The sequence below is a fragment of the Pseudomonas putida genome (genome assembly GCF_025905425.1).
Lineage (GTDB): Bacteria > Pseudomonadota > Gammaproteobacteria > Pseudomonadales > Pseudomonadaceae > Aquipseudomonas > Aquipseudomonas putida_AF.
Genome location: NZ_CP109603.1, coordinates 1,025,696 through 1,038,619, shown reverse-complemented (window position 1 = coordinate 1,038,619; position 12,924 = coordinate 1,025,696). Strand labels below are relative to the sequence as shown.

Genomic DNA, 12,924 nt, shown 5'->3' with positions numbered 1-12,924 from the left:
CATCAGGCGGGCGCTACCAACCGGTAGCCCACGCCCGCCTCGGTAATGATGAACCGCGGCGCCATGGGGTCATCCCCAAGCTTCTGGCGCAGGTGCCCGACCACGATCCGCAGGTAGTGGGTGTCGTCCACATGGGTCGGCCCCCAGATGTCTTTGAGCAACTGCTGCTGGGTAATCACCCGGCCCGGGTGCCCGGCCAGCTGGGCCAGCAACGCATATTCCTTGCGGGTCAGCGCCACCTCCACGCCCTGAAGGGTCACACGGCGGAAGGCGAAGTCCACGGTCAACGGCCCGAAACTGGCCGCCACCTCGCCTCCACCGGCCTGTGGCACTTGGCGCAACAGGGCGCGCACCCGCGCAAGGAACTCCTGAATGCCAAACGGTTTGGTCACGTAGTCATTCGCCCCTCCGTCCAGCGCATCGACCTTCTGCACCTCACTGGCGCGAACCGACAGCACCAGCACCGGCACCGCGCTCCATTCGCGCAACTCTCGCAGCACCTGCTGGCCGTCCATGTCCGGCAAGCCGAGGTCGAGCACCACCAAATCGGGTTTGCCCAGAGCGGCCTGCGCCAGGCCCTCGCTGCCGGTGGCGGCCTCGATCACCTTGTAACCCTGGGACGTCAGGCTGATGCGCAAGAACTTGCGGATCTGCGGTTCGTCGTCGATGACCAGGAGGGTGGCGGACTGGCTCATGGGGCTTCGCTTTCGGCTTCAGGTTGAGGGGGCAGCGGCAAGCATAGAGTGATGCCGGTGCCCTGGCCATCGATGCCTTCACCCACCAGAATCTGCCCGCCATGGGCACCGATCATGCCCTGGCAGATCGCCAGGCCCAGGCCGGTGCCCTGCCCGCCCCGATCACCGCGGGCGGCGGTGTAGAACATGTCGAAGATCTTCTCCCGCTCCGCCACGGGAATGCCAGGCCCCTGGTCGCTGACAGCGATGCGCAGTTGCTCATCCTGCACCCACACCTGCAGCGCCAGCCGGCCGTGGGCCGGTGAGAAGCGTGCAGCGTTCTCCAGCACATTGACCAGGGCCTGCTCGATCAGCGCCGCATGAACGAACAGCAACGGCAGTTCGGCCGGCACGTCGGTGTGCACGCGCAGGGGGGCGAGTACCACCCGCAGGCGGTTGAGCGCGCTGCCGACAATGTCCGCCGGGGCTACCCAGTCACGGGCCAGCTTGAGCCCGCCGTGGCCCAGGCGGGTCATGTCGAGCAGGTTCTGGATGTAGCGGTCCAGGCGCTCGGCCTCGTTGCGCGTACCTTCGAGCAGTTCGCGCCGGTCTTCTTCGGGTATTGCCTCGCCCAGCGCCAGCAAGCTGTCGATACTGCCGCGCATGGCAGTCAGGGGCGTGCGCAGGTCGTGGGACACTGAAGCAAGCAAGGCGCTGCGCAGTTGCTCGGTTTCGCCGTGCAGGCGCGCGGCCTCCAGCTGTTCGGCCAGCCGAGCGCGGGCCAGGGCCTGGGCCAGCGGTTGGCCAAGGGCCGTGAGCAGGCGGCGACGCGGGTCGCTCAGCGGTTGGCCGCTGCGCGGGCGTACGCCGAGCAGCGCCAGCGGTTGCTCATCCACCGCCAAGGGCCACCACCACCAGCGGCCATTGGGCAGGGTATCGCTGCCATGCCCCGCTGCCTGGCCGTGCTGCCAGGCCCATTCGGCAGCGGCGCGTTCGTTGTCGCTCAGCGCATCGGCTTCGCCGCTGGCCAGGCGCAACAGGCCCTCGCCATCACGTTCGAGCAGGCACACTTGCAGGTCATGCCAGCCGTCGAGGTGCTGGCCGGCCGCGTTGAACACGGCCTGGCGGTCGGTGGCGACGGTCAACCGACGCGACAGGTCGAGCAGTTGACTGGTCTGCGCCTGGGTTTCGCGCAGGGCCTGCAACTGGCGGCGCTGACGGGCCGCCAGGTTACCCGTGAGGGCGGCCATGAGCAGGAAGAACACCAGGGTCAGCACGTCTTCTTCGCGCTGGATGCTGAAAGAGAAGTTCGGCGGGATGAACAGGAAGTCGTAAGTCAGAAACGACAACGCCGCACACGCCAGCGCCGGCCCCAGGCTACTGCGCACCGCCACCAGCAACACCGCGGCGAGAAACACCAACGAAATGTTCGGCAACGCCAGCACGCTCGACACCGCCCAGGCCAGGCCTGCCGCCATAACGGTGGCCAGCAAGGCCAGCAGATAGTGCCGCCAGACCCACACGCGCTTGACCGCCGCGCGTGCCGGTTGTGGCTGCACGTCGCGGTCGAGCACGTTGATTTCCAGCCCATGGCTTTCGCGCAACAACCGCGCCGCAACCCCGGCACCCAACACACGCCGGCGCAGGCGATCACGCGATTGCCCCACCAGCACCAGGCTGGCCCGGCGCTCGACGGCATGCTGAATCAAGGTGCGCGCCACCTCGCCGGCACGCAACAGCACCACTTCACCGCCCAGGCGTTCAGCCAACTGCTGCGCGGCCTGCAAGCGCTGACGTGCAACTTCGTCGCGCAAACGGCCGTTGTCCACGTGCACCAGGCTCCAGGGCAAATGACGGCGCTGGGCCACCCGGCTGGCATGGCGTACCAGGCGTTCGGCCTGGTCGTCACCGTCGACCCCGACCAACAGGCGCCCACGCAAGGCCGGAGCCTCTTGGCCACGTTGGCGATAGCCGTGGGCCAGGTCGGCATCGACCTGGGCGGCGGCGGTCTGCATGGCCAGTTCACGCAACGCGGTGAGGTTGGTCTGGGAAAAATAAGCCTCGATGGCCGCCCGCGCCTGCTCCGGCACGTACACCTTGCCTTCGCGCAGGCGCTCCAGCAATTCACGGGGCGGCAGGTCGATCAGCACCAGTTCGAAGGCTTCTTGCAACACCCAGTCCGGCAAGGTTTCGCGCACCTGTACGCCGGTGATATCGCGGACTTTGTCGTTGAGGCTTTCCAGGTGCTGGACGTTGACCGTGGTGTAGACGTCGATGCCGGCGGCCAGCAGTTCCTGAACGTCCTGCCAGCGCTTGGCATGGCGGCTGCCGGGGGCATTGGTGTGGGCCAGTTCGTCGACCAGGGCCAGGGCCGGAGCGGCTTTGAGCAGGCCGTCCAGGTCCATTTCCTCAAGCGTGACACCGCGATAATCGCTGCGCAGCAGGGGCTGCTGGAGCAGGCCGCCGAGCAGCGCTTCGGTCTCGGCGCGGCCGTGGGTCTCGACCACTCCGGCCAGTACCCGCACGCCCTGGCGTTGCTGGGTGTGGGCGGCCTGCAGCATGGCGTAGGTCTTGCCCACCCCTGGTGCGGCACCGAGGAATACCTTCAGCCTGCCGCGGCCAGTTCGCGGCAGGTTGGCCAACAGCGCGTCTGCGCGGGCTGCGTCACTCATGTTTGATCCTTCGATTGTGCGGCGATCGGTAAATCTGGGCCTGCTTTGCAGGCCTTCGCGGGCAAGCCCGCTTGTGTCTTGGAGAGGGAATAGAATCTGAAGTGAGAGCGGTGAATGGCAAGCTGATAGCCCGAGGTGCCCAGAGCACGTGTGGGAGCAAAAGCTGCCATTCACCGTTCCACTTTGGCGAGAGCCCGAACAGTTGGATGAGGGGCGTAATCTCGAATCACAAGCGTGGGCCAAGCCAAAGCGCTCTCACTCCTTGAGTTTAAGAGGGTTTGGCCATGTCTTCCTCTGTCGGCATCGATGTTTCCAGTGCCACACTTGCTGTTCACATCCGCCCTGAGGGGGTGAACTTCAGTGTTTCCAATGACTTGAAGGGATTCCAACTGCTCGTCGAAAAGCTTGGCGGGTATGCAGTTTCAATGGTCTTGCTCGAAGCTACCGGTGGCTACGAGTGCAATGTCCTCAAAGCGCTGCAGGATGCCGATTTTCCGGTTTGCCGGATCAATCCCAGTCGTGCCCGGGACTTTGCCAAGTCGATGGGTAAACGCGCCAAGACCGATCCCATTGACGCAGCTGTTTTGGCTCACCTGGCTGAAGTTATGCCCCCACGGCCTTGCCAGGTGATGACACCCGAGCGGGCCTTGCTGCGCGAACTGCTTATGCAGCGGGATCGCTTCGTCCAACAGCGCGACGATGACAAGCGGCGCCTGAAGCAGGCGCGGGCTCCCAGTGTTTGTTTGCGGTTGGAACAACACATCGCCTATCTGAAGGGTGAAATTCGAGCGCTGGAACAAGAGATCGCACAGCAGGCAGCAGCTTTGCCTGATGACCGGGTTAAACAGCTCACTCAAGTCAAAGGAATTGGTCTGATTACTGCCGGAAAGCTGATGGCCTTGCTGCCAGAGCTGGGCCAGGTGGATAAGAAGGAAATTGCCGCCTTGGTCGGTGTTGCGCCGTTCAACCAGGACAGCGGCAAGCAGTCGGGCAAGCGTTCAATCTGGGGGGGGCGCTCACAAGTCAGGCGGGCGCTCTATATGGCCTGCTGGGTGGTGATACGGCACAACAAGGACTTCTGCGAGCGCTACAAAGCACTGCGAGCCCAGGGGAAGTGCGCGAAAGTATCGGTGGTGGCGTGTATGCGAGTATTGATAGTGAGGCTAAATGCGGTGCTCAAGACCGGAACGCCCTGGAAGGAGCAAATAGCTCATTCGTAGGAGCAAGCCTTGCTGGCGATGCCCGGCACAGCCGGGCCTGGGGCGCTACGCGCCCCATCGCCGGCAAGGCCAGCTTCCACAAGAAGACAGTTGCTCCCACACGTTCATCCCTGTGGGAGCGGGCTTGCCCGCGAAGGGCCGCAAAGCGGCCCCACTATCAGTTCCCCAAACGCTCCAAGGCCTGGTTCAGGGCCAGGACATTGACCACAGGCGGCCCGATCAATGGGTGGAGGGTGGCCTCTTCCACCAGGGCTTGCAAGCGCTCAACGGGCACCTTGCGAGCCTCTGCCACACGCGATACCTGATAAGCCACCGCCTCCGGCGGCAACTGCGGGTCCAGGCCACTGCCGGAGGTGGTCAGCAAGGCTTGAGGCACCGGGCCTTGCTCAGCCCGATACAGCTTCGCAGCATCGCTGCCTACCCGTTCGGCCAGCGCCGGGTTGCTCGGCGACAGATTGCTGGCACTGCTGGACACGGTGGCATAAGCCCCTGCCGAAGGTCGCGAATGGAACCAGCCATCGCCTTGGAAATCCTGAGCGATCAGGGCCGAGCCGCGCACCTCGCCGCGTTCATCACGCACCAAGCTGCCATTGGCCTGTTCAGGGAAGGCGACCTGGGCAATGCCGGTCACCGCCAACGGATACAACGCGCCAGTGACCAACGTCATCAGCAAGGCCAGGCTCAGCGCCGGGCGTACATAAGTGTTCATGGCGGCCTCCTCAGACCAGGTGCAGAGCATTGAGCAGCAGGTCGATCAGCTTGATCCCGGCGAACGGCACGATGAGCCCGCCCAAGCCGTAGATCAGCAGGTTGCGCCGTAACAGGTGGGCCGCACTCGCCGCCTGCACCCGTACACCGCGCAGCGCCAGCGGGATCAGCACGATGATGATCAGCGCGTTGAACACGATCGCCGACAAGATCGCACTCTGCGGGCTGGCCAGGTGCATCAGGTTGAGCACGCCCAGCTGCGGGTAAATGGCGGCGAACAACGCCGGCAGGATGGCGAAGTACTTGGCCACATCGTTGGCGATGGAGAAGGTGGTCAAGGCGCCACGGGTCACCAGCAGTTCCTTGCCCACCTGGACCACGTCCAGCAACTTGGTCGGGTCGCTGTCCAGATCAACCATGTTGGCCGCCTCACGGGCTGCCTGGGTGCCGTCGTTCATGGCCATGCCCACGTCGGCCTGGGCCAGCGCCGGGGCGTCGTTGGCGCCATCGCCACACATGGCGACCAGGCGGCCGTCATTCTGCTCCTGGCGGATGCGCGCCAGCTTCTTCTCTGGGGTGGCCTCGGCCAGCACATCATCGACCCCGGCCTCGGCGGCAATGGCTGCGGCAGTCAGCGGGTTGTCCCCGGTCACCATCACGGTGCGGATGCCCAGCTTGCGCAGTTCGGCAAAGCGCTCGCGAATACCGGGCTTGACCACATCCTTGAGGTGGATCACCCCAAGCAGGCGCTTGTCGACACACACCAGCAGCGGCGTGCCACCACTCTGGGCGATACGCTCGACCTCGCGGCCCAGTGCCGGCGGTATTTCGAGCCGTTGCAGGCCGACAAAGGCCAGTACCGCATCGACAGCGCCCTTGCGGTAGCGGCGCTGCTGGAAGTCGACCCCCGACAACCGGGTCTCGGCGCTGAAGGCAATAGGTTCGAGCTGCTCCCCGGACGGTTCGACGAAGTCGTGCAACTGGCGCAGGTACTCGACAATCGACTTGCCCTCGGCCGTGTCGTCGGCCAGCGAGGCAAACAGGGCGCCCTCCCCCAGTTCCTTGGCCGTGATGCCCGGTGCCGCATGCAGCGCGCTGCAGCGGCGGTTGCCGAAGGTGATGGTGCCGGTCTTGTCGAGCATCAGGGTGTGCACGTCGCCCGCCGCCTCCACCGCGCGGCCGGAGCGGGCGATGACATTGAGCCGGACCAGGCGGTCCATGCCGGCAATGCCAATGGCCGACAGCAGGCCGCCAATGGTGGTGGGGATCAACGTCACCAGCAGTGCGGCCAGGAAGATCAACGGCAGGCTACCGCCGGCGAAGTGGGCGAACGGCTGCAAGGTCACCACCACGACCAGGAAGATCAGGGTCAGGCCGATCAGCAGGATATCCAGGGCTATCTCGTTGGGCGTCTTCTGCCGTTTGGCCCCTTCGACCAGCGCGATCATGCGGTCCAGGGTCGATTCGCCAGGGTTGCTGGTGATGCGAATCAGCAGCCAGTCGGACACCAGCCGCGTGTTGCCGGTCACCGCCGACCGGTCGCCGCCGGACTCGCGGATCACCGGCGCGGACTCACCGGTGATCGCCGCCTCGTTGACTGCGGCAATGCCTTCGAGCACTTCACCATCGCCCGGGATCAACTCACCCGCGATCACCTTAACCACATCGCCCTTGCGCAGCTCGCTGGCGACGACCGTCTCGAATGCGCCAGCGCTGTTGCGCCGCTGGGCAGTCAGCCCCTGGCTCCCCGCCTTGAGGCTGTCGGCGCGGGCCTTGCCACGGCCTTCGGCCAGGGCTTCGGCAAAGTTGGCGAACAGCACGGTGAACCACAGCCACAGGGCAATCTGCACTGCAACAGCGGTGCTCACGCCGCTGCCTGGGGCAACGCACAGGATGGTGGTGAGCACGGCGGTCAGGGCAACCACGAGCATCACCGGCGAGCGCTTGAGCTGCCGCGGGTCCAGCTTGACGAAGGCCTGTACCAGGGCCGGGCGCCAGAGCGCGGCGAAGCGCGTCTGGTCCTTGGCGCTGTGGAGGGCTTTTACTTCAGGAATGGGCATATTCATGTTGGTTTCCTCAGAAGCCCAGGCTCAGGTATTCGGCGATTGGCCCAAGGGCCAAGGTCGGCAGGAAGGTCAGGCCACCCACCAACAAAATGGTCACCAGCAACAGGCCGGTGAACAGTGGGCCGTGAGTGGGGAAGCTGTTGAGCCCTTGGGGCGCGCTTTTTTTCGCCGCCAGGCTGCCGGCCAGCGCCAGTATCGGCAGGATGTAGCCGAAGCGGCCGATCAGCATGGCCAGGCCGATCATCAGGTTGTGGTACACCGTGTTGGCACCGAAACCGGCAAAGGCCGAACCGTTGTTGGCGGTGCCGGAGGTGTAGGCGTACAGCAGTTGGCTGAAGCCATGGGCACCAGGGTTGCTCACCGCACCCGCCGGGCCCGGCAGGCTGGCGGCGATGGCGCCCAGCACCAGCACGCCAACCGGCATCACCAGCAAGGTCGCCACCAGCAGTTGCACCTCACGCGCCTGCAGTTTCTTGCCCAGGTATTCCGGCGTACGGCCAATCATCAAGCCGGCCAGGAACACGGCGATCAGCACGAACAACAGCATGCCGTAGAGCCCCGCGCCAACGCCGCCGAAGATCACCTCACCGACCATCATGTTGACCATCGCGACCATGCCGGTCAGCGGGTTGAGGCTGTCGTGCATGGCATTGACCGAGCCGTTGGATGCCGCTGTGGTGGTCACCGTCCACAGCACCGAGCCGGTGGTGCCAAAGCGGCTTTCCTTGCCCTCCATGGGGGCGCTCTGCTGAACCTGGGGGCTCTGCAGTGCCGGGTTGGGCTGGTGTTCGGACCACAACGCGGTAGCCCCGCCGATGAGGAACAGGCTCAGCATGCAGGCGAGAATCGCCCGGCTCTGGCGCAGGTCCTTCACGTAGTGGCCGAAGGTGAACACCAGCGCCACCGGGATGAGGATGATCGACGCCACCTCGAACAGGTTGCTCCAGGCGGTGGGGTTTTCGAACGGGTGCGCCGAGTTGACGCCGAAGAAGCCGCCGCCATTGGTGCCCAACTGCTTGATGGCGATCTGGCTGGCCGCAGGGCCGAGCGGGATGGTCTGGTCACTGCCTTGCAGGGTCAGCGCGTGAGCGTAGTCGGCAAAGGTCTGTGGCACGCCCTGCCAGACCAGCAGCAGCGCCAGCACCAGGCACAGGGGCAGCAGCCCATAGAGCGTGGCGCGGGTCATGTCGACCCAGAAGTTGCCCAGGGTGGTGGTCGAGCGGCGGGCAATGCCACGACACAGGGCCACGAGCACCGCCAACCCAGTGGCGGCGCTGACGAAGTTCTGCACGGTCAAGCCGAGCATCTGGCTCAGGTAGCTGACCGATGCCTCGCCGCTGTACCCCTGCCAGTTGGTGTTGGTGACGAAGCTTACGGCGGTGTTGAACGCCAGCGACCACTCCTGGCCGGGAAGGTGCTGTGGGTTGAGCGGCAGATAGCCCTGCAGCAACAGCACGGCAAACAGCAGTAGGAACCCGGCCAGGTTGAAGGCCAACAAGGCCAGTGTGTATTGCTTCCAGTTCTGCTCCTGGTCGGCGCGAACGCCCGCCAGCCGATAGCTGGCCTGTTCTACCGGGCCCAATACAGGTGTCAGCCAAGTGCGCTGGCCTTCCATCACCTTGTAGAAGAACCGCCCGAGCCAAGGTGCCGGTAGCAGCACGATGAGGAAAAACGCCAGTAACAAGGCAAAGTCGTAACTGTGCATGGCCACTCCCTAGCTGCGATTGGCGCGCAGCAGCGCCACCAGCAGGTAAATAGCCAATGCCACTGCCAGCAGCAGTGACAGCCCGTCGAGCATGTTCATGTGTGGAGCTCCCCGTGGTGCGGCTTAGGCCGCTTTGGGGAAATTGTCCGAGGAAGGGGCGTAAAGGGGCGAGATCAAGGGGTAAGCGGGGGCATAAAGAATGCGTAAAAATACGCTCCTACAGGGTCTGCTGCCCGGCGTTGCGGCTCCAGTCCAGCAGCAGGCTGTACCCCACCGCCAGCAAGGTCGGCCCGATGAACAGGCCAATGAAACCAAAGGCGATCAAGCCACCGAACACGCCCAGCAACACGATGACCAGCGGCAAGTTGCCGCCACGGCTGATCAGGTACGGCTTGAGCACGTTGTCCACGCCGCTGATAACGAAAGTACCCCAGATGCCCAGGAACACCGCCATGCCGTATTCGCCTTGCCACGCCAACCAGGCAGTAGCGGGGATCCACGCCAGCGGCGGGCCCATGGGGATCAGGCTGAGCATGAAGGTCACCAGGCCCAGCACGATGGCCCCTGGTACCCCGGCTATCAGGAAACCGATCAGCGCCAGCAGGGCCTGGGCCGCTGCCGTGCCGATCACGCCGTTGACCACCCGCTGCACGGTGCCGGCCACCAGTTCCAAGTAGTAATCGGCGCGATCCCCCGTCAAGCGCTGCAGCAGGCGCAGCACGAACGCCGACAAACGCGGGCCGTCCCGGTAGAAGAAGAACACGAAGACCAGACTCAGGCTCAGTTCGAGCATTCCGCTCCCGATCTGCGCGCTGCGTGCGAGCAACCAGTTGCCCACCTGACCCAGGTAAGGCTTGATCGAAGCGATCAAGGCCGCACCTTGCTGGTCGAGCGATTGCCACCAATTGACCATGCGCTCACCCACCAGGGGAATGCTGCCCAGCCAGGCCGGTGCATCGGGCAGGCCGTCCACCTGCACGTCACGGACAAACGCCGTGGCATCACGGATATGATCGGCCAGGTTGAAACCCAGCCAGACCAGCGGCAATGCCACGATGAGGATCCAGGCTGCGGTCAGCAAACTTGCGGCCAGCGTTTCGCGGCCGCCCAGCACGCGCGTCAGCAAGCGCATCAACGGCCAGCTGGCAAAGGCCAGAATGGCCCCCCACAGCAGCGCCGAGATGAACGGTGCCATGACCCACAGGGCAGCGCCGAGCAACGCCAGCAGGACGATCTGGATCAGCAGGCGGTCGTTATTGGCCATGGTGACGCTCATTCAACGGATCAGTTCCAAGTGCAGGCCATCGGTGGAGGCCGTACCGACTTCAAGGCGGCTGCTGCGCACGCCTGCAGTGACCAAGGCCTCTCGCCAGGCCTCGGCGTTAGCACCACTGAGGCTGGCCCGCAGGGTGCTGTCCAGGTTCAGGCTGCGCCCAAGCAGGGCCACCCAGGCGGGTTGCGGCGTGCTCAGGTCAGGGTAGTCGAGTTTGCCGGTGTCGCGCATTTCGCGCAGCACCGTAGCAGCGGTGGGCAGCAGTTCGCCAAGCGGGCTGGCGGCAACGAATTCTTCGACGTGCAGGTAGGCACGGCGGTTGCCACGGGTGACGCTGTACAGTGCGACCAGGGTATCGGCCTGTTCGGCCGAGCGGCGCAGCAGGATGAACGCTTGTTGCTCATCACCCCCATTGAGCCGGGCGTTGGCGAACACGTCGTTGGCCCACAGGCTGGCCTCGCCGCAATCACGGCCCTGGCACCAGAACAGCGGGTAGCCGCCGTCGTGCTGCAGTGCTTCACGGGCACTGGTAAACGCTTCGCGGGCCGAGCGTTCAACGGGCAGTTCATAGGTGACCGAACTCACCTGGCCACGGCTTTCGACCTTGTCCTCGACCCGCAGGCGGCCGCTGATCTTGCGCAGGGGGCCCATGGGGTACACGCGCTCCTGCTCCACCGCAGGGCGTTGATCGACCACCTTGGCATCCACCGGTACGGGCAGGCTGTCGGCCCACAACAAGGGGCTGGCGAGCACGAGGCAGGCGGCGAGCGTGGTGCGGAGGGTAACGGGCGCGCTCATCGGCAGCCCAGTCGGCGCGTGGCACCGAAGTTAAGGTCCAGCGTGTCTGGCATTTGCATGGTTGTCTCCCTGTTCAACCCGCCAAGCCTCGGCACTTGTCCGGTGCAAGTCAAGCAAAGCCAAAGAAGCGATTGAAACAGTCTGCGACAAGGGCCGCGCCCTGCTCATCGTTCAGGTGCAGATGATGACCACCTGGCAGCTTCACTTGCTCAAAGGGTAGCTGCTCCAGCAACTCAGTGTGGCGCGCCAGCATGCCATCGGCGGCCACCACCAGGCAGGCCGGGCAGCTCACCCGCCTGACGTAGGCCATGGCTTGGGCGTGGCTCAAGCGCACGGGGGACGGCAGGGTCAGGCGGCTGTCGCTGCGCCAGCTGTAGCCACCCGGCACCGGCATCAGCCCGCGCTGGGCCAACAGCTCGGCCGCTTCACGGCTGACCGCGACCATGCCCTTCATGCGCGCCTGCACGCCCTCCTCCAGCGCCGGGTAGATGGACTTGCGTTTGCCGTCCAGGCGTAGCTGCGCCTGCAGCGCCATGCCCAGGCGTTCACCGGCGTCCTGCTCGGCGCCCGTGGGCGGGATGACGCCATCGATCAGCGCCAGGTGGCTGACCCGCTCCGGCAAGGCGCCTGCCAGTTGCACCGAAATGATCGCACCCAGCGAATGGCCAAGCAGGGCAAACCGCTGCCAGCCCAGTTGCTCGGCAGCCCGCAGTACGTCGTGGGCATAGTCGGGCAAGGCATAGCTTGCGCCTGGCGGGCGATGTTCCGAGTAGCCATGCCCGGCCAGGTCCAGGGCGACGATGCGCAGGCCCTGCAGCCGCGGCGCCAGCCGGGCGAAGCTGTTGGCGTTGTCCAGCCAACCATGCAGGGCGATCACCGGCAGCCCGTCTTCGGGGCCGAACAGGTGCGCGGCCAGCTCGATATGGCCCAGGCTCAGGCGGATTTCTTCCATGTGCGCGCTCATGCCTGGCTCCAGCGGTCGAACAGGCCCTTGATCAGGCTGGCGGTGTCCGTCGGGCGCTCCAGGGGGAACATGTGCCCGCCCGGCACGCTGTGGTACTCACCCTTGGCCATGTCGCGCACGGCCGACGTGTGGTGACGGCGAATCACATTGCTGCGCTCGCCACAGATCATCGCCAGAGGCACCAGCAACTGCCGGGCAGGCGCGGGGCTGGCGTGGGGGATACTGCGGTAGATACTGATTTCCGTAGCCGGGTCGAAACGCAGGCGTAGCCCATCCTGCGCAGGCTCCAGGCCATGCTCCAGGTAGGCTTCGAGGCAGTCGGGGTCAAAGTGGCGGAACAAGCTTTTGCGGGCGAAGTAGTCCCGTGCGCTGTCGCGGTCGGCGAACGCCTCGCGGCGCCCCAGGGTACGCCCTGCCGGGGTGATGCGGTCGATGAAGCCAAAACGCTTGGCGGTACGCAGCAACCATTGATCGGCGCGGGTCAGCACCGGCGAGTCGAGCATGACCACCCCGCGGTAATACTCGGGGCAACGCAAGGCGGCATGCAGGTGCAGCACCCCGCCCAGCGAATGGCCAACCCCCCAGACCGGCGCATCCTGCTGGGCCAGATGGTGCAGCAGCTCATCGACCAGGTTCTGCCAGTTTTCATTCACCGGGAAGCGCGGGTCGTGGGCATGCTGGGCCAGGTGGCGGACCTGGTAGTCCGGCGCCAGCGCGGCAAACAGCTTGCCGTAGGTGGCAGACGGGAAACCATTGGCGTGAGCGAAGAAGATGTGCTGCGACATGGCGCCGGGTCCGGACGGGGGATGAGGGCCCATTGTCTGCATCGCAAGGCCGCTCGGCA

At 65.2% G+C, this 12,924-nt stretch carries 11 protein-coding genes; 1 reads left to right on the top strand and 10 read right to left on the bottom strand.

The window, feature by feature from the left end; translation table 11 throughout:
• Positions 1–2: 2 nt before the first annotated feature.
• Complete coding sequence (locus OGV19_RS04710; RefSeq protein ID WP_264312350.1) at positions 3–695, bottom strand: response regulator; 693 nt, start codon at positions 693–695, stop codon at positions 3–5.
• Positions 692–3,346 carry a DUF4118 domain-containing protein gene (locus OGV19_RS04705; protein WP_264312349.1) on the bottom strand — a complete coding sequence of 885 codons (2,655 nt, stop codon included), beginning with the start codon at positions 3,344–3,346 and terminating at the stop codon, positions 692–694. Before OGV19_RS04705 ends, OGV19_RS04710 begins: the two co-directional genes overlap by 4 nt.
• 284 nt (positions 3,347–3,630) lie before the next feature.
• On the opposite strand from OGV19_RS04705, the gene OGV19_RS04700 reads away from it, so the two are divergent.
• On the top strand, positions 3,631–4,566 hold the full coding sequence (locus OGV19_RS04700; protein ID WP_264312348.1) for an IS110 family transposase: 936 nt from the start codon (positions 3,631–3,633) through the stop codon (positions 4,564–4,566).
• Positions 4,567–4,723: 157 nt separating this feature from the next.
• Here OGV19_RS04700 and kdpC read toward each other — a convergent pair whose 3' ends face one another.
• The 8 genes from kdpC to OGV19_RS04660 form a co-directional block, all read right to left on the bottom strand.
• Positions 4,724–5,275: a potassium-transporting ATPase subunit KdpC gene (kdpC, locus tag OGV19_RS04695; RefSeq protein WP_264312347.1), complete on the bottom strand. Its 552-nt coding sequence runs from the start codon at positions 5,273–5,275 to the stop codon at positions 4,724–4,726.
• Positions 5,276–5,285: 10 nt separating this feature from the next.
• Positions 5,286–7,340 carry a potassium-transporting ATPase subunit KdpB gene (gene kdpB, locus OGV19_RS04690; protein ID WP_264312346.1) on the bottom strand — a complete coding sequence of 685 codons (2,055 nt, stop codon included), beginning with the start codon at positions 7,338–7,340 and terminating at the stop codon, positions 5,286–5,288.
• A 10-nt stretch (positions 7,341–7,350) separates the two neighbouring features.
• Complete coding sequence (gene kdpA, locus OGV19_RS04685) at positions 7,351–9,045, bottom strand: potassium-transporting ATPase subunit KdpA (RefSeq protein WP_264312345.1); 1,695 nt, start codon at positions 9,043–9,045, stop codon at positions 7,351–7,353.
• Between the two features lie 9 nt (positions 9,046–9,054).
• Positions 9,055–9,144, bottom strand: a complete 90-nt coding sequence (gene kdpF / locus OGV19_RS04680) for a K(+)-transporting ATPase subunit F (RefSeq protein WP_264312344.1) — start codon at positions 9,142–9,144, stop codon at positions 9,055–9,057.
• Between the two features lie 118 nt (positions 9,145–9,262).
• Positions 9,263–10,309: an AI-2E family transporter gene (locus tag OGV19_RS04675; RefSeq protein ID WP_264312343.1), complete on the bottom strand. Its 1,047-nt coding sequence runs from the start codon at positions 10,307–10,309 to the stop codon at positions 9,263–9,265.
• A gap of 12 nt (positions 10,310–10,321) precedes the next feature.
• On the bottom strand, positions 10,322–11,116 hold the full coding sequence (locus tag OGV19_RS04670) for a DUF4892 domain-containing protein (protein ID WP_264312342.1): 795 nt from the start codon (positions 11,114–11,116) through the stop codon (positions 10,322–10,324).
• Positions 11,117–11,225: 109 nt separating this feature from the next.
• Positions 11,226–12,080, bottom strand: a complete 855-nt coding sequence (locus OGV19_RS04665; RefSeq protein ID WP_264312341.1) for an alpha/beta hydrolase — start codon at positions 12,078–12,080, stop codon at positions 11,226–11,228.
• Positions 12,077–12,865, bottom strand: coding sequence for an alpha/beta fold hydrolase (locus OGV19_RS04660; protein ID WP_264312340.1), 789 nt, complete (start codon positions 12,863–12,865; stop codon positions 12,077–12,079). Before OGV19_RS04660 ends, OGV19_RS04665 begins: the two co-directional genes overlap by 4 nt.
• Positions 12,866–12,924: the final 59 nt, after the last annotated feature.